The organism is Pseudonocardia broussonetiae, assembly GCF_013155125.1.
GTDB lineage: Bacteria > Actinomycetota > Actinomycetes > Mycobacteriales > Pseudonocardiaceae > Pseudonocardia > Pseudonocardia broussonetiae.
This window is the reverse complement of sequence record NZ_CP053564.1, coordinates 957,755-980,223: the sequence shown is the minus strand read 5'-3', so window position 1 is coordinate 980,223 and position 22,469 is coordinate 957,755. Positions and strand designations below refer to the sequence as shown.

The 22,469-nt window shown below is 72.8% G+C and carries 19 protein-coding genes; 10 read left to right on the top strand and 9 right to left on the bottom strand.

The annotated features are described in order from the left end of the window. Nucleotides 1–51 precede the first annotated feature (51 nt). The 3 genes from HOP40_RS04760 to HOP40_RS04750 all read left to right on the top strand — a co-directional run bounded on the left by HOP40_RS04760 (nt 52) and on the right by HOP40_RS04750 (nt 3,813). Nucleotides 52–1,437, top strand: coding sequence for a cryptochrome/photolyase family protein (locus HOP40_RS04760; protein WP_172155020.1), 1,386 nt, complete (start codon nt 52–54; stop codon nt 1,435–1,437). Nucleotides 1,438–1,941: 504 nt separating this feature from the next. Next, the gene (locus HOP40_RS04755) at nt 1,942–2,343 is read left to right on the top strand and encodes a sunset domain-containing protein (RefSeq protein ID WP_172155018.1); all 402 of its coding nucleotides are present in this window, start codon (nt 1,942–1,944) and stop codon (nt 2,341–2,343) included. Nucleotides 2,344–2,478: 135 nt separating this feature from the next. Further along, nucleotides 2,479–3,813: a glycoside hydrolase family 6 protein gene (locus tag HOP40_RS04750; protein ID WP_205347082.1), complete on the top strand. Its 1,335-nt coding sequence runs from the start codon at nt 2,479–2,481 to the stop codon at nt 3,811–3,813. Here HOP40_RS04750 and HOP40_RS04745 read toward each other — a convergent pair. The 3 genes from HOP40_RS04745 to HOP40_RS04735 form a co-directional block, all read right to left on the bottom strand. Beyond that, nucleotides 3,786–5,012: an ABC transporter permease gene (locus tag HOP40_RS04745; RefSeq protein ID WP_172155016.1), complete on the bottom strand. Its 1,227-nt coding sequence runs from the start codon at nt 5,010–5,012 to the stop codon at nt 3,786–3,788. The two genes, HOP40_RS04750 and HOP40_RS04745, sit on opposite strands and share 28 nt — an antisense overlap. Continuing rightward, a complete protein-coding gene (locus tag HOP40_RS04740) occupies nt 5,009–5,899 on the bottom strand; it encodes an ABC transporter ATP-binding protein (protein WP_172155014.1) in 891 nt (296 codons plus the stop codon). The genes HOP40_RS04745 and HOP40_RS04740 overlap by 4 nt, the downstream gene beginning before the upstream one ends. 89 nt (nt 5,900–5,988) lie before the next feature. Further along, nucleotides 5,989–7,737 (bottom strand): sigma-54-dependent Fis family transcriptional regulator, encoded by a 1,749-nt coding sequence (locus HOP40_RS04735; protein ID WP_240157509.1) that lies wholly within the window; start codon nt 7,735–7,737, stop codon nt 5,989–5,991. Nucleotides 7,738–8,186: 449 nt separating this feature from the next. Here HOP40_RS04735 and HOP40_RS04730 point away from each other — a divergent pair, with 449 nt between their 5' ends. The 7 genes from HOP40_RS04730 to HOP40_RS04700 all read left to right on the top strand — a co-directional run bounded on the left by HOP40_RS04730 (nt 8,187) and on the right by HOP40_RS04700 (nt 16,932). Continuing rightward, nucleotides 8,187–9,824 carry a ferritin family protein gene (locus HOP40_RS04730; protein WP_172167838.1) on the top strand — a complete coding sequence of 546 codons (1,638 nt, stop codon included), beginning with the start codon at nt 8,187–8,189 and terminating at the stop codon, nt 9,822–9,824. Nucleotides 9,825–9,936: 112 nt separating this feature from the next. Further along, nucleotides 9,937–10,998 carry an FAD-binding oxidoreductase gene (locus tag HOP40_RS04725; protein ID WP_172155012.1) on the top strand — a complete coding sequence of 354 codons (1,062 nt, stop codon included), beginning with the start codon at nt 9,937–9,939 and terminating at the stop codon, nt 10,996–10,998. Then, nucleotides 10,995–12,182 carry an aromatic/alkene monooxygenase hydroxylase subunit beta gene (locus tag HOP40_RS04720; RefSeq protein ID WP_172155010.1) on the top strand — a complete coding sequence of 396 codons (1,188 nt, stop codon included), beginning with the start codon at nt 10,995–10,997 and terminating at the stop codon, nt 12,180–12,182. Before HOP40_RS04725 ends, HOP40_RS04720 begins: the two co-directional genes overlap by 4 nt. Next, the gene (gene mimD, locus HOP40_RS04715; RefSeq protein ID WP_172155008.1) at nt 12,179–12,553 is read left to right on the top strand and encodes a propane 2-monooxygenase effector subunit MimD; all 375 of its coding nucleotides are present in this window, start codon (nt 12,179–12,181) and stop codon (nt 12,551–12,553) included. The genes HOP40_RS04720 and mimD overlap by 4 nt, the downstream gene beginning before the upstream one ends. 129 nt (nt 12,554–12,682) lie before the next feature. Continuing rightward, nucleotides 12,683–14,368 carry a chaperonin GroEL gene (groL, locus tag HOP40_RS04710; RefSeq protein WP_172155006.1) on the top strand — a complete coding sequence of 562 codons (1,686 nt, stop codon included), beginning with the start codon at nt 12,683–12,685 and terminating at the stop codon, nt 14,366–14,368. After that, nucleotides 14,369–15,490 carry an amidohydrolase family protein gene (locus tag HOP40_RS04705; RefSeq protein ID WP_172155004.1) on the top strand — a complete coding sequence of 374 codons (1,122 nt, stop codon included), beginning with the start codon at nt 14,369–14,371 and terminating at the stop codon, nt 15,488–15,490. It abuts the gene before it with no gap. A gap of 89 nt (nt 15,491–15,579) precedes the next feature. Then, a complete protein-coding gene (locus HOP40_RS04700; RefSeq protein WP_172155002.1) occupies nt 15,580–16,932 on the top strand; it encodes an MFS transporter in 1,353 nt (450 codons plus the stop codon). Here HOP40_RS04700 and HOP40_RS04695 read toward each other — a convergent pair. The 6 genes from HOP40_RS04695 to HOP40_RS04670 are packed head-to-tail and all read right to left on the bottom strand — an operon-like array spanning nt 16,892 to nt 22,391. Further along, nucleotides 16,892–17,926: a gamma-glutamylcyclotransferase family protein gene (locus HOP40_RS04695; RefSeq protein WP_172155000.1), complete on the bottom strand. Its 1,035-nt coding sequence runs from the start codon at nt 17,924–17,926 to the stop codon at nt 16,892–16,894. The genes HOP40_RS04700 and HOP40_RS04695 overlap by 41 nt on opposite strands. A gap of 19 nt (nt 17,927–17,945) precedes the next feature. Next, nucleotides 17,946–18,824, bottom strand: a complete 879-nt coding sequence (locus tag HOP40_RS04690; protein WP_172154998.1) for a metal ABC transporter permease — start codon at nt 18,822–18,824, stop codon at nt 17,946–17,948. Then, nucleotides 18,824–19,987, bottom strand: a complete 1,164-nt coding sequence (locus tag HOP40_RS04685; protein WP_205347081.1) for a metal ABC transporter permease — start codon at nt 19,985–19,987, stop codon at nt 18,824–18,826. Before HOP40_RS04685 ends, HOP40_RS04690 begins: the two co-directional genes overlap by 1 nt. Before the next feature lies 1 nt (nt 19,988). Beyond that, entirely contained in the window at nt 19,989–20,759 is a 771-nt protein-coding gene (locus tag HOP40_RS04680) for a metal ABC transporter ATP-binding protein (RefSeq protein WP_172154996.1), read from the bottom strand. Between the two features lie 7 nt (nt 20,760–20,766). Next, complete coding sequence (locus tag HOP40_RS04675) at nt 20,767–21,702, bottom strand: metal ABC transporter solute-binding protein, Zn/Mn family (protein WP_240157508.1); 936 nt, start codon at nt 21,700–21,702, stop codon at nt 20,767–20,769. Then, the gene (locus HOP40_RS04670; RefSeq protein ID WP_172154992.1) at nt 21,699–22,391 is read right to left on the bottom strand and encodes a metal-dependent transcriptional regulator; all 693 of its coding nucleotides are present in this window, start codon (nt 22,389–22,391) and stop codon (nt 21,699–21,701) included. The genes HOP40_RS04675 and HOP40_RS04670 overlap by 4 nt, the downstream gene beginning before the upstream one ends. Between the last annotated feature and the right edge of the window lie 78 nt (nt 22,392–22,469).

The following is a 22,469-nucleotide window of genomic DNA, read 5'->3' as shown; positions in this document are numbered from 1 at the left end:
CCGGTCCATCCGGCGGGCGGGCCCCCGTGATCGCCGCTAGCGTCCGAACGCATGACGGACGCCTCGGTCGTCTGGTTCCGGCGCGACCTGCGGGTCCACGACCAGCCGACGTTCCTCGCCGCCGCGGACGCCGCCCCGCGCGCGCTGGCCCTGTTCGTGCTCGACCCCGCCCTGCTGACGCCGTCCGGCGCGCCCCGGCGCACGTTCCTGTTCCGGGCGCTGCGCAGCCTCGACGAGGCGCTCGGCGGGCGGCTGCTCGTCGTGAAGGGCGACCCGGCCGACGCCGTGCCGCGGGTCGCGGCGGCCGTCGGCGCCGCCACGGTGCACGTCGCCGCCGACTTCGGGCCCTACGGCACGCGCCGCGACGAGGCGGTCGAGCAGGCGCTGGCCGCCGACGGGCGCGCGCTCGTGCGCACGGGCTCGCCGTACGCGGTGGCACCCGGTCGCGTGCGCAAGGCCGACGGCGAGCCGTTCCGCGTGTTCACGCCGTTCCGTCGGGTGTGGGCGGACCACGGGTGGCGCGCACCGGCCGACACCGACGCGTCGACCGTGACGTGGCTGGACCCGGCGGAGAAGGTCGGCGGGCCGCGGGCGGTGCGGATCCCCGACGACGACCCGGTCGACGCCGCGCTGCCCGAGGCCTCGGAGGACGCGGCGCTGGCGCGCTGGCGGGAGTTCCTCGACGACGTCGACGACTACGCCGACGCCCGCAACCGCCCCGACAAGCCCGGCACCTCGCGCATGTCGGTGTACCTCAAGTACGGGCTCGTGCACCCGCGCACGCAGCTGGCCGACCTCGCGAAGCGCCGCAGCGACTCCGTCGAGTCCTACCGCACCGAGATCGCCTGGCGCGAGTTCTACGCCGACGTCCTGTTCCAGCGCCCCGACTCCGCCCGCGGCAACTACGACCGCTCCTTCGACGCCCTGCCGCTCGCGTCCGGTGCCGCCGCGCGCGTGTCGTTCGACCGGTGGGCCGAGGGGCGCACCGGGTTCCCGATCGTCGACGCCGGGATGCGGCAGCTGCGCGAGCAGGCGTGGGTGCACAACCGCGTCCGCATGATCGTCGCGAGCTTCCTGGTGAAGGACCTGCACCTGCCGTGGTGGCTGGGCGCGCGGCACTTCATGCGCTACCTGGTCGACGGCGACCTGGCGTCCAACCAGCACGGGTGGCAGTGGACGGCGGGCAGCGGGACCGACGCCTCGCCGTACTTCCGCGTGTTCAACCCGATCACGCAGGGGGAGAAGTTCGACCCCGACGGCGAGTACGTCCGGAGGTTCGTCCCGGAGCTGCGCGGCGTGCCGGGCAAGGCGGTGCACCAGCCGTGGGCGCTGCCCGACGGCGTGCCGGAGGGGTACCCGGAGCCGATGGTCGACCACAAGGCCGAGCGGCTGGAGGCGCTGGCCCGGTACGACCGGGTGAAGGAGGCGCGGCGCTGAGGCGATGGTGCTGACCGGGCGGCGGGCATGTGGCGGCAGGGGCTCCGGTGGCGGACGGTACGGTCGTCGTCACGCACGCGAGGGGAGCAGAACCTGTGAGCGACGCCCGCACGTCCCGCCGCCGTGGTCGCTGGATCGTCCCGGCCGTCCTGCTCGGAGCCGGTGCGTGGGCGCTGGCCCGCCGCCGCTCCGCCGGCGAGGACGACGTCTGGACCTCCTACACGCCGGAGCCCGCGCGCCCGAACGGCCGTCCCCCGGCCCCGGTCGCGCCCCCTGCTCCGGCCGCACCGCCTGCCCCGGCGCCGACGCCCCCGTCCCCGCCGGTGGCGACCGCGGCGCCCGTGCCGCCGCCGACGCCCCCGGTCGTGTCCCCGCCCACGGCCGCCCCGCCAGCCTCGGCCGCAGCGCAGACCCCGCCGACGCCCCCGTCCCCGCCCGCGGCCGCCCCGCCCGCCACCTCCCCGGCTCCCGCCCCCCGCCGCGCCCCCCGCCCCGCCCGCGGCCATGCCGCCGGTCGCGCCGGGGGAGCCGCCGTCGCTGGCGGCGGCGTCCCAGCCGGCCGCCCGGCCCAAGCCCAGCCCCACCCCCCGCCCGACGCCGAAGGCGCGGCCGCTGGCCACCTCCCCGCAGGCCACGGCGAAGTCCCCGGCCCGGAAGACTCCGAAGGCCTCGCCGAAGCCGCGCGCCGCGGTGTCGTACGGCCCCGGCTCGGCGGCGCCGCTGCCCGACGGCTCGGCCCCCGGTCCGGAGTACACGATCAAGGGCAACGCGCAGTCCAAGCTGTTCCACCCGCCGTCGAGCCCGTACTTCGGCCGGACGCGGGCCGAGGTGTGGTTCCGCACCGCGCAGGACGCGGAGGCGGCCGGTTTCACGGCCTACACGCCCCGGCGGCGCGGGACCTCCTGACCCTCCTGGCCTCGCGGGGTGACGCTCCGCGACCACCGCACCGTCGACGGCGGTGCCGTTGCCCCGTTCGTGTAACGAATCGGCACCGCTCTCGGATCTAGTCTGCGGAGGACGACGAGCGACGGGGGAGTGCGGGTGACCGGTCCGGACGGCGTGGGCGCACGCGCCGGCGCCGTCGACGTCCACCCGCGTCCGCCCGCCGTGCCCGACCCGCGAGTGCCCGCTCAGCGAGGGCCCGCCCATCGGCTGCCCCCGGACCTGCTCGCGCAGGTCGAGGTGCACCGCCGCCTCGCCGCCGAGCTGGCCGCGCCGCCCCGCTTCGCGGTCCCCGCCCCGCGCGCCGCCGAGCCGCGCGCCGCCGAGCCGCGCTCCGCCGAACCGCGCTCCGGGGCCCGTCGCCCGGCCCGCGGGCGCTCGCTGCTCACCCTCGAGGTGCCCGCCCTGCTGGGCGCGGTGCTGATCGCGGTCACCGGGACCCTCGTCTCGCTCGGCGCGCCCGCCACCACCACCGGCACCGCGCCGCCGCAGGCCCGCCAGGTCGGCTGCGTGCAGGACGCGTCGGCCTCCGGCTGCCTGGTGCCCGTGCCCGCCGCGCAGGTCGGCGGGCTCTACGTCGACCCCGACACCCCCGCCGCGCAGCAGGTCGCCGACTGGACCGCCGAGGGCCGCACCGACGACGCCGATGCCGTGGGCGCGATCGCCGAGCGCGCGGTCCCGCTGTGGCTGGCGGGCGGCGACGCCACCGCGCGCGTCACCGACTACGTCTCCCGGGCCGCCGCGGCGGGCGCGGTCCCGCTGTTCGTCGCCTACAACATCCCCGACCGCGACTGCGGCAGCTTCTCCGGCGGGGGCGCCGCCGGCGCCGACGACTACCGCGCCTGGGTCGGCTCCGTCGCCGCCGGCCTGGGCGGCTCGGACGCGATCGTGGTGCTGGAGCCCGACGCGATCGCGCACCAGCTCACCGGCTGCGCTGACGACGGGGGCGAGCGCTACGGCCTGCTCGCCGGTGCCGTCGACGTGTTCACCGCCGCCGGGGCCCGCGTCTACGTCGACGCCGGCAACCCCGGCTTCACCGGCGACGCCGCCGCCACCGCCGAGGCGCTGCGGCGCGCCGGGGTCGAGCGCGCCGCCGGGTTCAGCGTCAACGTCGCGAACTTCTACACGACCGAGGAGAGCGTCGCGTACGGCACGGCGGTGTCGGACGCCCTCGGCGGCGGCGTGCGCTTCGTCGTCGACACCAGCCGCAACGGCGCGGGCCGCGCCCCGGAGCCCACCGACGGCACGCCGGAGTGGTGCAACCCGCCCGACCGCCTGCTCGGCACCGCACCGACCCTCGACAGCGGGATCCCGCTGGTCGACGGCCTGCTCTGGATCAAGCGCCCCGGCGAGTCGGACGGGTCGTGCCGCCCCGGGGAGCCCGAGGCCGGGCAGTGGTACCCCGACTACGCCCTCGACCTCGTCACCGACTGACGCTCCGGCCGCGGCCCGGACCCCCGCAGCGCCTCGACCAGCCCGACGCGGGCCCCGGTGCGCAGGATCGAGTTCCGGTACACCCGCCCGGCCAGCCGCACCACGACGACCACGGCCGCGAGCGCGATCAGCGCCGACACCCCGACCTCCCACAGCGGCGCGACGCCCAGCGCGTACCGCGCCGGCATGATCGTCTGGGACAGGAACGGGATGAACGAGAGCACCGCGGCGAGCTCGTTGCGCGGGTCGTTGGGCAGCAGGTTGACCACGAGCACGAACGGGATGAGCAGCACGAAGATCAGCGGCGTGACCACCGAGTTCAGCTCCTCCTGCCGCGAGACCGTCGACCCGATCGCCGCGTAGAGCGCCGCGAACAGGAAGAAGCCGAGCAGGTACCAGAGCACGACCATGGCGAACATCCCCGCCGCGGCCCCCGGCACGGTGAGCAGGCCGCCCACGGCCGCCGCAACCGTGCCGATCGCCCCGAGGATCACGAGCTGGAGCAGCCCGACCGCCCCCAGCCCGAGCACCTTCCCGGCGAGCAGCTGCCAGGGCTTGATCGTGGCGAGCAGCAGCTCGACGACCCGGCTCTGCTTCTCCTCGACGACCCCGGTCGCGACGAGCTGCCCGTATCCCGACAGCGAGATGAACAGCAGGATCGTGCCGACCAGCGCGAGCGCGAGCTGCTCGCCGCGGTCCGGGTCGGTCGGCTGGAGGGTGTCGACGGTGACCTGGGAACGCTGGGCCAGCTGGGCCGGGTCGACGCCGGCCTCGGCCAGCGCGGACCCCAGCGCCGCCTGCTGCACCGCGGTGCCGACGACGGCCTGCACCGACGAGTCGACGGCGTCGCGGCCGAGCAGCTCGTAGTCCCCGGACGAGCCGGTGAGCAGGGCGTCGAGCTCGTCGGCGTCGACCCGCTCGCGCCCGGGACCGTCCTCGACGCGCTCGATCCGCAGGTCGAGGTCCTGCGTGGCGGCCGCCTGCTCCAGGGCGGGCACCAGCTGCTCGGTCTCGGGCGTCACCCCGAGCGAGGGGGTGGACGACTGCGCCGAGAGGAAGCTGCCGAGCAGCCCGATGCCGCCGAACAGCAGCAGCGTGATGAGCAGGCCGACCACGAAGCTGCGGGAGCGGACCTGCGTGGTGAACTCGCGGCCGGCCACGAGCAGCACGGCCTGGCGCGACGTCAGCGGCGTGCTCATGCCGGCACCGCCGACCCGGACGCGACGACGTCGCGGTACAGCTCGGTCAACGGGGGTCGCCACCGGCGGAACTCGTGCACCGGACCGGCCGCGAGCGCCGCCTTGAGCACCTGCTGGTCGTCGGTGCCGGGCGCGAGCCGGACCCGCGTGCCCTCGACGGCCACCACCCCGGGCACGTCCGCCGCCCACCCCTCGGGCGGTCCGAGCACCTCGTACGCGGCGGTGCCGTCGCGCTCGCGCAGCTCCGCGACCGAGCCGACGGCGACCATCCGGCCCCCGGCGATGATGCCGATCCGGTCGCACAGCCGCTCCACCAGCTCCAGCTGGTGGCTGGAGAAGATCACCGGGACGCCGGCGTCGGCCTTGCGGCGCAGCACCCCGCTCATCACCTCGACGGCGGTGGGGTCCAGGCCGGAGAACGGCTCGTCGAGCACCAGCACCTCGGGGTCGTGCACGAGCGCGGCGGCGAGCTGCACGCGCTGCTGGTTGCCCAGCGACAGCTTCTGCACCTCGTCGCCCATGCGGTGCCCGACGTCGAGCAGGGTCGTCCAGCGCTCGACCGCGGCCCGCGCCTCGCCGGCGGGGAGCCCGTGCAGCCGCGCGAGGTACGTCAGCTGCTCGCCGACCTTCATCTTCGGGTACAGGCCGCGCTCCTCGGGCATGTAGCCGATCCGCCTGCGGACGTCGGCGTCGACGGGCCGGCCCTGCCACAGCACCTCGCCCGCGTCGGCGGAGAGCACCCCGAGGACGATCCGCATCGTCGTCGTCTTGCCCGCGCCGTTGCTCCCCACGAACCCGAACACCTCACCGGGCCGCACCGAGAACGTCACGTCGTCGAGGGCCTGCACCTGGCCGAACCGCTTCGAGACCCCCCGGATGTCCACCATGGTCCCGACCCTAGCGACGGGCCCGGTGGATCACCGGTGCCCGCCGTCACCGATCACCGGCGGGGTGTCACGACCGGACGTGACACGCGTCAGCCCGACGTGGGCATCGAGATCCCGTAGCCGCGGATCTTGCGGTAGATCGTGGCGCGCGACATCCCCAGGTGGCGGGCTGCCTCGGCCTTGTTGCCCGACGCGTCGAGCAGGGCGTCGACGATCGCGTCGCACTCGATCGCCTCCAGCGGCGTGAGCACGCGCCGGGTGATCGCGCGCGTCTCCGCGGGCAGGTCGGCGGGGGTGACGACGCCGGTGCGCCGGCGGGCGACGACCTTGCGCAGCACCTGGTAGAGCTGCTCGACGTTGCCCGGCCAGCGGTTGCGCATGAGCACCCGCATCGCCTCGGGGGAGCAGGTGAGCTCGGCGCCGCGGGTGAGCCGCGCGATGAGGTAGGGCACGAGGTCGGCGACGTCCTCGACGTGGTGGCGCAGCGGCGGCACCTCGACGGTGCTCGGGAAGAGCGCGAGCAGCTCCCGCCAGGCCGCGCCGGCGCCGCTGCCCGGGTCGCCGGACCCGGTGCTGACGGTGGCGACGACCCACGGGCGCTCCGGGTCGGTGGACTCGCGGTGCGGTTCGAGCGCGTCGGACAGCGCCAGCACGGCCTCGGTGTCGAGGCGGTCGATGTGCTCGAGCACCAGCGTGCCGCCGCTGCCGTTCTCCAGCTCCTCGGTCAGCTCGGCCATCCAGCGAGGCCCGAGCTGCTCGGCGTCGAAGACCCGCAGGTGGGCGGCCGGGGTGCGGCCCTGGTGGGTGGCCCGCGCGATGGTGGTCTTGCCCGTGCCCGGCTCGCCCTCCAGCACCAGCCACTCGCGGGACCGGAAGTGCCGGTCGACGGCCTGGCAGCACTTGGTCCAGAGCGCGCCCGAGCCGACCGCGGCGGGCAGCGCGGACGTGGTGCCGGTGACGCGCGGGGTGGGCACGGCGCCGTTGGTGATGAGCTGGACCTGCGCGATCCCGCCGGTGCGGTCGCCCTCGGTCCAGCTCGGGCGCAGCTGGATGCGGGCGGTGTTGCCGCTGGGCAGGTCGACGAGCACCTGGTGGCGGTGCCCCGACTTGAGCGCCTCGCCGGCCTCGGCGAGCAGCGGGCCCTGGTCGGCCGGGTCGAACAGCTCGCGGGCGCGGTCGTTCATCATCAGCAGGTCGTCGCTGAGCGCGAACACCGCGCCGCGGCCCCGCTGGCAGGCGATGAGGTAGTCGTGCAGCAGGGCCAGCTCGCGCCGCCCGGACTGCTCGAGCAGCGTCTCCTCGATCCGCTTCGCCACGGTGGAGGCGATCGCCATCATCATCATGTTCGCGTCGCTGCGCCAGCAGGTCAGGTCGACGACGCCGACGACCTTGCCGTTGACGGGGTGCCGGATCGGGGCCCCGGCGCAGGCCAGGTCCTCGAGGTGCTCGGCGTAGTGCTCGTGGCCGAACACCTGCGCGGGGCCGCGGCCCTCCAGGGCGGTGCCGATGCCGTTGGTGCCGACGTAGCGCTCGGCGTAGCTGAACCCGGGGGCGAGCCAGATGCGGTCGAGGTGGTGTGTGAGCCCCCCGTCGCCGCTGCGGCGGTCGAGGACGACGCCGTCGGCGTCGGTGAGGATCAGGCTCACCGGCTCGCTCGTGAGCTGGTCGGCGACCTCGCGGACGATGGGGCCGGCGGCCCGCGTCAGCACCGTGTCCATGGAGATGTCGGAGTCGTAGGGCAGCTCGAGGCGGTCGGCGTCGACGTCGTAGTGCCGCGACCGCGTCCACGACGCGAGGATCGGCTCCCGGACGACGCCCGGCGCGACCGGTTCGTCCACGAGGAACGACGTGCGGGCGCGCGCGAGCTCCTCGGAGCCGCAGTCGGAGCTCGAACGGACCGCCTTCGAGCGCGACGAAGCCGAGCGACCTTCGTAGGCCGCTCGCAAGGAGGCGCTCAGGTCGAGAGCGCGCTCGTCCGGGTGGTCCAACCGGTTCCTCTTCTCGGAGCTACAGCGATCCGCTCTTGGTGGCCGGTGTCCGGTCAAACGTACCGCCGTGCTGCGCCGAGTGGTAGAGGACGGTCGGCGACTGCCAACAATCTCATAATGAGACCGCCGGGTGGGGTCCGTGCATGTGTGATTCGTGGCACGGAAGGAGCAGCGCCGGGGCCCGCAAGCCCCCGGTCACCTGCGACTTCCGCGCTCACCTCCGGTGCCGAGACGCCCGCGCTCGTGTCGGCAACGCGGAAAACCACCACCGTGAGGAGACGACGTTGAGTCGGCAGAGTTTGGCCAAGGCTCACCAGAAGATCCAGGAACTCTCCTGGGAGCCGCAGTACCACGAGCCGTACATGAAGTACGGAACCGACTACACCTTCCGCAAGGCCGCCAAGAAGGACCCGCTCAAGCAGGTCCTCCGGTCCTACTTCCCCATGCAGGAGGAGAAGGACCACCGCGTCTACGGCGCGAGTGACGGGGCCATCCGCGGAAACATGTTCCGGCAGGTGCAGGAGCGCTGGCTGGAGTGGCAGAAGCTGTTCCTGTCCATCATCCCGTTGCCGGAGGTCTCGGCCGCGCGGTCGATGCCGATGCTGTTCCACGTGGTCCCGAACCCGGAGCTGCACAACGGCCAGGCCATTCAGATGATCGACGAGGTGCGTCACTCGACGATCCAGCAGAACCTGAAGCGCCTGTACATGAACAACTACATCGACCCGGCCGGCTTCAACAACAGCCTCCGGAACTTCCACAGCGACTACTGCGGCACCATCGGCCGCCAGTTCGCCGAGGGGTTCATCACCGGTGACGCCATCACCGCGGCCAGCATCTACCTGACGATCGTCGCCGAGACGGCGTTCACGAACACCCTGTTCGTGGCCATGCCGGCCGAGGCCGCGGCGAACGGTGACTACCTGCTGCCCACGGTGTTCCACTCGGTCCAGTCCGACGAGTCGCGCCACATCTCCAACGGTTACGCCACGCTGCTGATGGCCCTGTCCGACGAGGACAACCGCCAGCTGCTCGAGCGCGACCTCCGCTACGCGTGGTGGAACAACCACCGCGTCGTCGACGCCGCCATCGGCACCTTCATCGAGTACGGCACGAAGGACCGCCGCAAGGACCGCGAGTCCTACGCGGAGATGTGGCGCCGCTGGATCTACGACGACTACTACCGCTCGTACCTCGTCCCGCTCGAGAAGTACGGCCTGGTCATCCCCCACGACCTGATCGAAGAGTCGTGGAAGCAGATCTGGGAGAAGGGCTACGTCCACGAGGTCGCGCAGTTCTTCGCCACCGGTTGGCTCGCCAACTACTGGCGCATCGACGCGATGACCGACACGGACTTCGAGTGGTTCGAGTACAAGTACCCGGGCTGGTACGACAAGTACGGCGCGTGGTGGGAGAACTACAACCGCCTCGCCGTGCCGAACGGGCACAACCCGATCGTCTTCGAGGACGTCGACTACGTCTACCCGGCCCGCTGCTGGACCTGCATGGTCCCGTGCCTGGTCCGCGAGGACATGGTCATGGCCGACATCGACGGCGTGACGCGCACGTACTGCCACGAGGTCTGCCGCTGGACCGATGTCGAGGCCTTCCGTCCCACGTACCAGGGTCGCGAGACCCCGAACATGGGCCGCCTGGTCGGGCACCGCGAGTGGGAGACGCTCTACCACGGCTGGAACTGGGCCGACGTGGTGTCCGACATGGGCTTCGTCCGCGACGACGGCAAGACCATGACGGCACAGCCCCACCTCGACTTGAACCCCAAGAAGATGTGGACGCTGGACCACCTGCGTCGCTGCCCGCCGTGCGGTAGCCCCAACGTGATCATCAACGAGCTCGACGCAGCCGGCAAGGCGGCGTTCCTCGCTGATTACAACAAGCAGGGCCCCGCCGGACGACCGGCACCCGCGAGCGCCTGAGCGCGGGTCAGGTGAGGGGGGAGGGTCGGCGACTCCATCGTCGGCCCTCCCCCTGCTCAGGCCAGCCTCAGGAAGTCATACAGGTCCACCGGCGAAGGGCGCACGGAGCAGTATGGGTAACAAGCACATAGTCAGGTTCGAGCCGGTGGGCATCGAGATCGAGGTCGACGAGGACCAGAACATCCTCCGCGCCGCAGCCGAGAACGGCGTCCAGCTGATGCACGGCTGCAAGGAAGGGCAGTGCGCGGCGTGCAAGTCGTTCGTCCTCGAGGGCGACATGGACGACATCGAGCTCGACAAGTACTCCACGTTCGCTCTACCGGACTCCGAGCGCGAGGAGGGCCAGACCCTCCTCTGCCGGGCGCACGCCTACTCGGACCTGGTGATCGAGCTCCTCCAGTACGACGAGGAGATCATCCGGTCGGGGCTGCCGCTGAAGAAGGGTGTGGCCGAGGTCGTCTCGAACGAGTCGGTCACCCACGACATGCGGCACCTCGTCCTCAAGCTGATCGAGCCGGAAGAGATCAAGTTCTTCCCGGGCCAGTACCTGGACATCATGGTACCGGGCACGGAGGAGAGCCGCTCGTTCTCGATGGCGAACGTTCCGGGCCGCGACGGCCTGTTCGAGTTCGTCATCAAGGTCTACCCCGACGGATTGTTCTCCGAGTTCCTCGACAAGAAGGTGCAGATCGGCGACCGGCTCGACGTGGAGGGCCCCTTCGGGACCTTCACGCTTCGGGAGAGCCGGACCGCGCCGATCATCTTCGTGGGCGGTGGAGCCGGGATGGCGCCGGTGCTGGGGTTGCTGCGCTCGATGGCGGAACGCGGGACCGACCGCAAGCCGATCTTCTACTACGGAGGCCGGCAGTCGCGGGACCTGTGTTTCGAACAAGAACTCCGGGAGCTCGAGGAGAAGATCCCCGGCTTCCGGTACGTCCCGGCATTGTCCGAGCCGGCCGGTGACGACGAGTGGAACGGCGAGGTCGGTCTCATCACCGACGTCGTCGAACGGTGCGAGCCCGACCTGACGGGTCGGGATGCGTACGTGTGCGGGCCTCCGCCGATGGTGGATGCGGCGCTGGCGAAGCTCACGGCACTCGGTGTGCTCGAGCAGAACATCTTCTACGACAAGTTCACCACCACCGGTGAACCGGAAGGCGAGGACGGCCCATGACCACTGCTCAACGTCCCGAACGCAGTGTCCCGAAGCCACAGTTCACGGATGCGGAGGCAGGCGCGCAGGAGTTCCCGGACTCCGGTGCGAGCGCACGTCGGTACAACTACTACAAGCCGGCGAAGCGGAAGCAGACCCACTACGAGGACGTCACCGTCGACGTCCAGCCCGACCCGCGGCACTACCTGTCGCAGGGCTGGATCTACGGCTTCGCGGACGGCTCGAGCGGATACCCGCTGACCTGGACGAAGCTGAAGGCCTGGGGCGTCGACAAGCCCGAGCCCGAGCGCGGGCCCGGCAGCGGCGGCAAGCCCGTCGAGGAGTGGCCGGCCCACGGCTGGCACGAGTTCCGGGATCCCAACGAGGAATGGGAGATGACGTTCTACCGCTACAACGCGAACGTCGTCCGCCAGACCACCCAGAACGTCGAGAACGCCCGGCAGGCCAAGGCGTTCGACAACTGGACCCCGAACTGGAAGACCTTCGTCGAGCGCAACGTCGGCGCGTGGATGCACATCGAGCACATCCTCGGCCTCTACGTCTTCGCCGCGATCAACCGCTCCTGCCCGACCAACATGCACAACACGGCCATGGTCGTGAACAGCATGCACAAGATCCGGTTCGCCCAGGACCTGGCGCTCTACAACCTCACTCTCTCCGAGGAGATCGAGGGCTTCGACGGCGCCGCGCACCTCGACGCGTGGAACAACGACCCCGAGTGGCAGGGCATCCGCAAGGTCGTCGAGGCGCTCACCGCGGTCGACAACGACTGGGGCGAGATGGCCTTCGCCACCAACGTGGTGTTCGAGCCGCTGCTCGGCGAGCTGTTCCGCAGCAACCTGGTGCAGCAGGCCGCGGCCGGCAACGGTGACTTCGTGACCCCGACGGTCATCGGCGCCGGCGAGTACGACTACTCGCAGCGCGACCTGCGCTGGACGCAGGCCTGCTTCGGTCCGCTCACCTCGGACAAGGAGTTCGCGGCCCACAACAAGGAGCTCATGCAGGGCTGGCTGGCCAAGTGGGTGCCCATGTGCCTCGAGGCCGCCCGCGCCATGCAGCCCCTGTGGAGCCAGCCGGACTTCAAGCCCCCGCGGTTCGAGGACTCCCTCGACCGGGCCAAGAGCCGGTTCGCCGGCATCGTGACCGAACTCGGACTCGAGCCCCCGAAGGAGCTGTCGCAGTGACCAGTTTCAAGACCTCCGAGAGCCCGTTCAAGGCGAACAACACCGCGTCGAACATGGCCGGCGTGACGCTGATGAACAACCAGGTCGGCGTCGTCGTGGCCGAGGTGATGGACCGGCAGGAGAACGTCACCATCACCCACCTGCCGTCGATGATCCGCGTCGACTGCGTGGGCCGGATGGACTTCGTCTACGACGAGATCTCCGAGGCTCTCGGTGAGGAGGAGGGCTTCTACGACGCCTCCGAGTTCGAGGAGAACATGTCCACGCACTACGGGAAGATGATCCACATGGATGACCGGACCGTGATGTTCGGGAATCTGGAGGAGGCCGCCGAGTTCATCGGCGACATGCTCCCGCCCGAGGTGAAGTAACCCCTCGTCCGCCACCCCCGGGTCGCCGTTCGCGCACGCCGGTGCGGACGGCGGCCCGGGCCGCTGTTTCCTACCTCTCGCTCGCAGTACCCCGCGCACATCGTCGAGAACCGTCATCAGGAGGGCCCCGTGGCCAAGGAACTCAAGTTCGGACAGGAAGCCCGCGATCTGCTCAAGGCGGGCGTGGACCAGCTCGCCGAGGCCGTCAAGTCCACCCTGGGCCCGAAGGGTCGCAACGTCGTCCTCGAGAAGATCACCGGCACGCCGGAGGTCACGAACGACGGTGTGACGATCGCACGGGAGATCTACCTCAAGGACCCGTTCGAGAACATGGGCGCGCAGATCCTCAAGGAAGCCGCCATCAAGACGAACGACATCGTCGGTGACGGCACCACCACGGCCACCGTGATGGCGCAGGCGATCGTCCGGGAGGGCATGAAGGCGATCCAGGCCGGCGGCAACCCGGTGCTGGTCAAGCGCGGCATCGACATCGCCGTCGGCGCGATCGTCGAGCACCTGTCCACCGTCGCCCACCAGGTCGACAGCCTGGAGCACCTCTCCCGCGTCGCCGCGATCTCGGCCAACGACGACGAGTCGATCGGCCGCATCGTCGCGCAGACGCTGCACACCGTCGGCGACGACGGCGTCATCTCCGTCGACGACGGCCCGGTGCTCGGGCTCTCGGTCAACTTCGTCGAGGACTTCGAGTTCGACAACGGCTACGTCTCGCCCTACCTCGTGACCGACCCCGGCTCGATGATGGCGATCCTCGACGACGCCTACATCCTCATGAGCGCCGAGAAGATCACCGACGTCCGCTCGCTGATGCCGGTGCTCGAGAAGATCATGCGCGACCCCCGCCCCCTCGTGATCATCGCCGAGAAGGTCGAGGGCAGCGCGCTGCAGATGCTGGTGCACAACCACGTCAACGGCCACCTCAAGGTCACCGCGATCCAGGCGCCCGGCTTCGGTGAGAAGCGCGTGCACATGCTGGAGGACATCGCGGCGCTGTGCGGCGGCAAGGTGCACTCGAAGGCCTCGTCGTTCTCGCTGGAGCAGATGACCGCCGAGCACCTCGGCCGCGCCTCGCAGGTCCGCGCCACCAACGAGCACACCGCGATCATCGGCGGGCAGGGCGCGAAGGAGTCCGTCGACCGGCGGCTCTCGCAGCTGCGCGCCGAGATGAACCGCGCGAGCATCGGCACCGACGAGGACTGGCTCAACGACCGCATCGCCCGCCTGTCGGGCAAGGCCGCGATCATCTCGGTCGGCGCGCCGACGAACGCGGAGCTCAAGGAGATCCGGCACCGCGTCGACGACTCGCTGCAGGCCACCCGGGCCGCCATGGCCGAGGGCATCGTCGCGGGCGGCGGGTCGGCGCTGCTGCACTCCGAGCCCGCGCTCGACAAGCTCGACGTCACCGGCGACTACCGCATCGGCGTCGAGATCGTCCGCGCCGCGCTCACCGAGCCGGTGCACCTCATCTCCACCAACGCCGGCTACGACGGGCACGACACCGTCAAGCAGGTCTCGGCGCTGGGCGTCGACGAGGGCTTCGACGCCCTCGAGGGCCGCTTCGGCAACATGATCGAGATGGGCATCATCGACCCGCTGCGGGTCGTGCGCTCCGCCCTGCAGAACGGCGCCTCCGTCGCCGGCCTGATCCTCACCACGAACTCGCTGGTGGCCGAGGAGCAGACGCCGTGGAACAAGGCGCTGATGACCGAGTACGGCCCCCTCGACGACGGCATCCCGCAGCCGTCGCCGGACTCGAGCACGCCGCAGTCGCTCGGGCTCGGCCCGCAGGTGGGGTAGATGTACGTCGTCGACGGCGAGACCTACCTCGTGGTCGACGCGCAGGTCCACGCCTGGGACGCGAGTCCGCACAACCAGGCGGGGCCTGCGGGTGAGCTCTTCGCCGCCGACCTCCTGCGGCGGCACCGCGAGCTGGACGGCTCCGCGGTGCCGCTGCCGGAGGTCGAGCGCGTCACCGAGGACGGCCTCTCCCGTGACGTGTTCGGCGGTGGGTACGTCGACCACGCCGTCCTCCAGCCCGTGGTGCTGGGAGAGCTGTTCGTCCTCGGGTTCTCGCCCGTGGCCTGGCACGCGGAGCTCGCCGCGCGGATGCCGGGGAAGTTCGTCCTGAGCGGCGAGCTCGACCCCGACGCCGGCCAGCCCGGCGCCCGGGGCATCGCGGCGAAGGTCCGGCGCTGGGACATGCGCGGCCTGACGTTCTGCGAGTCCCGCCGACCGGGCGGGCGCATGGAACTGCGGGAGACCTGGCTGCGCCGGGCGCTCGCGCGCTGCGCCGCGTCCGGGGCGGGCGTCGTGCACCTGGGGGTCGCCCCCTCGGCCGGGCCGGCGCCGTGGCGCCGCTGGCGCGCCGCGGCCGGGCAGCGCAGGCCGGGCCGGACGCCCCCGCGGCTGCCGAGCTGGGCCGAGCCGGTGCGCTCCGGGTCGGCGCTGCCGGTGCGGACCCGCCCGGTGCAGCGCGTCGCGTCCGCCGGGTTCGACCTCGCCCAGTTCCGCGAGCTCGCCACCGCGCTGCCCCGCACGTCGTTCGTGCTCGGCGCCGGCTGCCTGCCCGCCGACGACCTGTGCCGGCTGGCCCGGCTCCCCAACGTGCACGTGGTGCTCACCGACATCCTCCCGTGGATCTCGGCCACCGACGCCCGCGCCGACTTCGGGCGCGCGCTGGGGGAGCTGCTGATCGCCTACGGGCCCGAGCGCCTGCTGTTCGGCAGCGGCTACCCGCTCGTGCGCCCGGGCCGGCTGGTGGCGCAGTTCGCGTCCTACCGCTTCCCCGACGAGCTGCGCGGGCGCTACCGGGACCTCGACGCCGACGCCCGCCGCGCGATCCTCGGCGGCAACGCCGCACGCCTCTACGGCATCGAGGGCGGCCGGATGGCGCCGTCGGTCTCCGCCCGGCGGGGGTAGCGCGTTCCTCCCGAGGCGTTCCCGCCAGCGGTTGCAGGCTGCTCCGACCGCTCCTAGCGTGGTCCGCCGATCGGGGGAGGAGCTCCACCATGACCACATCGGACACGTCTCCACCAGCCGAGGTCGACGAACGCACCGTGCGCAAGGCCGTCGGTGCCGCCGCGATGGGCAACCTCGTCGAGTGGTTCGACTACGGCATCTACAGCTACGTCGTCCTGTACATCACGCTCAACCTGATCCCGGGCGGCGACGCCGGGAACGCGGGCCCGGGCTACGCGTTCGCGATCTTCGCCGTGGCGTACCTGGTGCGCCCGTTCGGCGGGATCATCCTCGGGCCGCTCGGTGACCGCATCGGGCGCAAGAAGGTGCTGGCGCTGACGATCGTGGTGATGTCGGCCGCGAGCTTCTGCATCGGCCTGCTGCCCACGTACGCCGCGGTCGGCTTCCTCGCACCGCTGCTGCTGATCCTGCTGCGGATGGTGCAGGGCTTCGCCACCGGCGGCGAGTACGGCGGCGCGGCCGCGTTCATCGCCGAGTACGCGCCCGACAGGCGGCGCGGCTTCTACTGCTCCTTCCTGGAGCTGGGCACCACCGGCGGGTTCGTGCTGGCGGCGGGCCTGGTCACGGCTCTGGAGTTCGGGCTCACCGACGAGGCCATGACGTCGTGGGGCTGGCGCGTGCCGTTCCTCATCGCGGGACCGCTCGGGCTCGTCGGGCTCTACCTCCGCAGCAAGCTGGAGGACACCCCGGCGTTCCGGGAGCTGGAGGAGAAGGCGCAGCTGTCGGAGTCGCCGCTGCGCGACGTGCTCACCAAGCACTGGCGCCCGATGATCATCTGCATCGGCCTGGTGCTGTTCTACAACGTCGCCGTCTACACGATCCTGTTCTACATGCCCGACTACCTCCAGACGACGACCGGCCTGGAGGCCACCACGGCCCTGCTCTACATCCTGGGCATGATGGTGGTGATCATGATCGTGATCATCCCGGTGGGGGCGCTGTCAGACCGGATCGGCCGCAAGCCGCTGATCCTGGCGTCCTGCGTCGGCTTCATCGTGCTGTCCTACCCGGCGTTCCTGATGCTCGACACGGGCACCGTGCTCGGCACGGTGGGCGGGCTGCTGGTGCTGGGGCTGCTGCTGGTGCTGCTGCTCGGCACGATGTCGGCGACGCTGCCGGCGCTGTTCGACACCGACGTCCGCTACGGCGGCTTCTCGATCGGCTACAACATCTCGACGTCGATCTTCGGCGGGACGGCCCCGGCGATCCTCACGTTCCTCGTCACCTCGACGGGGAACAACGCCTTCCCGGGCGTCTACGTGGCGGTCGCCGCGGTGATCTCGCTCGGCGCGGTGCTCGCGCTGCGCGAGAGCGCGGGGAAGCCGCTGCCCGGCGCGGGCTTCACGACCTCGAGGGCGGCCAGCCCGTCGGCAGTGCGGTGAAGCCGTCGGACGGGGAGCGCCAGGCGTAGGCCCAGCACGTCGTGCCGTCGGTGGCGACCGCGCGGACGCGGACGTAGTCAGGGCCCTCGTAGGCGTCCATCGCGGGGAAGGCGGCGACCGGGTCGGTGAGCTCGACGAGCGTGCCCGGCGCGGTGCCCGCCGCGCCGGGCAGCCAGGCCGGGTAGCCGCGCCCGGTGTCGAGCACCGCGCCCGCGACGGACGCGGGCCGGTGCGGTCCCGCCGCGAACGGTGCGACGTGGTGCCACGACACCTGCCCGGGCTGGAGCAGGCCGTAGGCGAACAGCGCGGTCGGCCAGGTGTCGGGGTCCGGGGCGCCGACGGCGGTGGGGGCGTCGAGCCCGTCGTCGCCGGGTTCGCCCCGCAGGACGCGCGCCGCCGACTGGGGCACGTCGGCGCACCGCACGGGCCGGCCGCCGACGTGCAGCGGGGCCCGGGCGGGGGAGTGCCCGACGTAGACCCAGGGCTGCTCGACGCGCGCACCGTCCCCGGTGCGGACGGTGCCGGTGCGCAGCCGGGCCAGGCGGAAGCGCTCGTCGCGGCCCTCGCAGCGGTCGAGCACCGCGATCTGCGCGGGCGTGGCGAGCCAGACCGCGTGGTCCTCCTCGACGTCCGGCGCGGCGGCGAGCGTGGCCGGCCGCTGGCCGTCGCGGGCGCGGTGCCCGGCGGCCCACACCGCGGCGACCCCGGCGGTGCGGGCGCGCAGCACGACGACCGGGTCGGCGCCCAGCCCGAGCGTCCCGCGCAGCCAGGTGATCTTCGACGGGCAGCGGTTGGAGCCGTAGGACAGCAGCGGGACGCGCGCGGAGGCCGGCGGGGCGCCGCGGGCGGCGAGCCAGTCGTCGAGCGGGAGGTCCCCGACCCGCCACGGCCCCGGCACCAGCTCGTGGACGGTGCCGTCGACGTGGACGAACGAGCAGTCGGGCACCGCACCCGGGTAGGGGTCGGCGGGGAACGCGGAGTCGGGCCGGGGCACGTCCCGACGGTAGCCAGGGTCAGGAGGCGGCGGCGCGGCGGAGGCGGCGGGTGAGCAGGCCGTGCTTCGGCGAGCCCAGCAGTGCCGCGACGAAGCAAGCCGCGCAGACCAGGCCCATCGCGCCGGCGATCGAGCTGTCGTAGGCCACGGCGAGCGCGTGCCCGCCGACCGCCCCCACCCACCCGACGCCGACGGCCAGCGCCACCATGACGACGAGCCGGTCGGTGAGCAGGTACGCCGTGGCCGCCGGGACGATCAGCATCGTCACGACGAGGATCGCGCCGACCGCCTCGAACGCCGACACCGCCGTGACGGCGACGGCCACCAGCAGCAGCCGCGAGAGCAGCTGCGGGCGCAGCCGCACGGTGGCGCCGAAGGCCGGGTCGAACGTCGTGGCCTTCAGCTCCTTCCACAGCAGCGTGATCAGCGCCAGGTTGAGCAGGACGACCACGCCCAGGACGACCGCGGCGCGGGCGACGCCGACCCCGCCGCCGAGGTCGACGGAGTCGAACGGCACGAAGGCGATCTCGCCGTAGATCGTGGAGTCGAGGTCGAGGTGGATGCCGTCGGCGAAGCGGGTGACACCCAGGACCCCGAGGGAGAACAGGGCGGGGAACACCAGCGCGATCGCGGCGTCGGAGGCCACCAGGCCGCTGGCGCGCAGCGCGTCGATCCCGAGCACGCACAGCACCGCGAACGCCGCCGCACCGACGACGACCGGCAGCGGCGCGCGCGTCTGCCAGACCAGCCACACCGCGACGATCCCGGGCAGCACGGCGTGGCTGACGGCGTCGGAGAGCAGCGCGATCCGGCGCAGCACGAGGAACGGGCCGAGCAGCCCGCACGCGGTGCCGACCAGGCCGGCCACCACGACGATGACGAGGTCGTCGGAGGTCATCACGGCCTCCCGGCGGTGCTGAGCCGGCGCAGCTGCGCGACGGCGTCGTCGCCGAGGCTGCCGCGCAGGTCGGTGGGGTCGGGCTCGCGGGCGTCGGGCAGGTCGACGAGCGCGCCGTGCTCGAGCCAGGCCGACCAGAGCGCGCGGCGGTCGGCGAGCTCGGCCGCCGCGGTGGCGCCCGCGGGGGTGAGGCCGGTGTCGTCGAGCAGGCCGCGGCGGCGCAGGCCGGCGCGGGCGATGCGGTCGGCGATCCCGCGGACGGGCGCGTCCGGGTGGGCGAGCACCTGCTCGCGGCGGACGCGGCGCCGCCGCGCCCCGAGCCGGGACGCCCGCCACAGCACCCCCCGCCCGGGCGCCAGCAGGACCGCCAGCACGGCCAGGGTGAACCCGACCAGCACGATCACCGGCCCGGTCGGCAGGGCGGCGCGGGTGGCGAGGAACGACCCGGTGATGCCGACGACGGCCCCGACGACGCCGGCGAGCGGCAGGACGAGCGTGAAGCGGTCGGCGAGCTGGCGAGCGACGACGGTGGGCACCACGAGCATCGCCACCATGAGGATCGCGCCGACGACCCGCACCCCGATGACGACGGCGACGACGAGCAGGCCCGTCATCAGGACCTCCAGCGCCCGCACCGGCAGCCCGAGCGACCCGGCGTAGGACGGGTCGAACAGCGTGGTGGTGAGCGCGCGCCGCAGCACCGCGACCACCGCCAGCGCGACGCCGCCGAGCACCGCCATCACCAGCACGTCGGACTCCAGCAGGCCCGCGGCCTGGCCGAACAGGTAGTTCTCCAGCCCCGCCTGGTCGGCGTCGGCGGTGCTCGCGATGTGGGTGAGCAGCACGACGCCGAGGGAGAAGAAGCCCGACAGGACCACGCCGATCGCGGTGTCGGGCTTGATCCGCCCGGTGCGCTCGATGCCGACCATGAGCAGCGCGGCGACCAGCCCGGCCACCGCCGCCCCGACGAGCAGGCCGGGCACGTCCTTCACCCCGGCGACGAGGAACGCCACGCAGACGCCGGGCAGCGTCGAGTGCGCCACCGCGTCGCCGACGAGGCTGCGCTGCCGCAGCACCGCGAACGTGCCCAGCACGCCGCTGGTGACGCCCAGGACGAGCGCGCCGACGACGACGACGGCGTCGGTGTAGGGGAGGCCCAGCATGTCAGCCCGCCCAGGCCACGGCCTCGTCGGGCACGCCGTACGCGCTGCGCACCGCCTCGGCGGTGAGCACCTCGGCGGTGGGACCGCAGCCCAGCGTGCGGACGTTGAGCAGCAGCGTCCAGTCGAACGCGGCCCGCACCTGCGCCATGTCGTGGTGCACGACGACCACCGAGCCGCCCTCGTCGCGGATCCCGCCGAGCAGCGCGAGCAGGTCGGACTGGGTGCGGGCGTCGATGCCGGCGAACGGCTCGTCCATCACCAGGACGGGGGCCTGCTGCGCGAGCGCGCGGGCCAGGAACACGCGCTGGCGCTGCCCGCCCGACAGCTGGCCGATCTGGCGCTTCCCGTACGCGGCCATCCCGACGCGCTCCAGGCACTCCGCGGCGATCGCGCGGTCGGCCCGCCCCACGCGGCGGAACCAGCCGGTGGCGCGGTAGCGGCCCATCGCCACGACCTCGCCGACGGTGATCGGGAAGTCCCAGTCGACCGACTCGCGCTGGGGCACGTACGCGACGCGGTCGAGCGCGGCCGGACCTTCGACGCCGTCGATGAGCACGCGGCCCGCGTCGGCCGGGACGAGCCCGAGCGCCGCCTTGAGCAGCGTCGACTTGCCGGCGCCGTTGGGGCCGACGATCGCGCAGAGCCGCCCGGCCGGGAAGTGCGCGTCGACCTCCCACAGCACCGGGGCCGAGCGGTAGGACACCGTCAGCGAGCGGATCTCCAGCGCGTGGCCGGTGACCGGCGGTGCGGGCGCGGTCGTGCGTGCGGTCATGAACATCTCAGCTTCCCAATCCGTCGGCGATCAGGTCGGCGTTGGCGCGGAGCATCCCTGTGTAGGTGCCCTCGGGAGTGCCCGGTGAACCGGCGGCGTCGGTGAACAGCTCGCCCCCGACGGTGACGGCCGCCCCGCGTTGCGCGGCCGCGGCGATCAGGGCGTCGATCGTCTGGCGGGGCACCGAGGACTCGACGAACACCGTGGGCACCCCGCGGCTCGCGATCAGCTCGGCGACGCGCTCGACGTCGGCGGTGGTGGCCTCGGCCGCGGTGGAGATCCCCTGGATGCCGGCGACCTCCAGGCCGTAGCGGCGCCCGAAGTACTCGAAGGCGTCGTGCGAGGTGACCAGCAGCCGCCGCTCCGGCGGGATCGTGGCCATCCGCTGCGCCACGTAGCCGTCGAGCTCGGTCAGCTCGGCCAGGTAGGCGTCGAGGTTGGCGCGGTAGGTCCCGGCGCGGGCCGGGTCGCGCTCGGCCAGGGTGTCGGCGATCGTGCGGCTGACGTGCTGCCACAGGCTCACGTCGAACCAGACGTGCGGGTCGTACTCCTCGTTGGCGCCGGGTGCGGGGGCCAGCAGGTCGGTGCGCGGGATGCCGTCGGTGACGGCGCGGGTGGGCCGGCGCGCCGCGAGCTCGTCGAGCAGCTCGCCCATCCGGCCCTCCAGCTGCAGCCCGCCGTAGAAGATGACGTCGGCCTCGCGCAGCGTCCGGACGTCACCGGCGCTCGCGCGGTAGAGGTGCGGGTCGACACCGGGACCCATCAGCCCCGTGACCTCGACGGCGTCGCCGCCGATCCGCTGGACGGTGTCGGTGATGAAGTTGGTCGTGGTGGTGACGCGGACCGGCCGGTCGCCGATCGGCTCGTCGCCGGACGCGGCCGTGGAGGTGCAGCCGGTGAGCGCGAGCAGCCCCACCACCAGTGCGACCGCCAGGCGCCTCACGCGACCACCCGCCCGTGGACGAGGTGGGTCAGCGGCTCGCCCAGCGCGTGGTCGGCGGCCCCGACGCGCACCCACAGCGGCCCGCCGAACGGCTGGCGCGCGGTGACGTCGAGCCGGACGCCCGGGTGGATGCCCAGCCCCGACAGGTAGCGCAGGGCGGCGCTGTCGCGGTCGTAGACCCGCTCGACGTCGAAGGTGGAGCCGGCGGGGGCGGCGTCCAGGCGCAGGCCCCACTCCTCCTCCTGCCGGTCGCCGGCGCGGGGGATGGGGTCGCCGTGCGGGTCGCGCCCCGGGTGGCCGAGGTGGGAGTCGATGCGGTCGACGAGCCGGTCGGACACGGCGTGCTCCAGCGCGTCGGCCTCGGCGTGCACCTCGTCCCACGGCACGCCCAGCTCCTGCGCCAGGAACGCCTCCAGCAGCCGGTGGCGCCGCACGACGTCGCGGGCGTGGGCGGTGCCGTGGTCGGTGAGGGCGGCGAGGTGACCGTCGGTGCGCCGCAGCAGCCCGGCCGCGGTGAGCCGCTTGAGCATGATCGAGACGGTGGGGGCGCTCACACCCAGCTCGTCGGCCAGCGCGGACGTGCTGACGGGCTCGCCGCGGCCGCTGCGCACGAAGACCGTGCGCAGCGTGTCCTCCACCGCGCTGGTGTGCGCCAGCGTGCAGCACTCGGGCACTCGATCGCCGATCATTAGGCTCCTCTAACTCCTGCTTGTAGGGAGGCTAAGCGACAGTACTACCCGATACCAACCGGAGAAGTCGTCGCAACT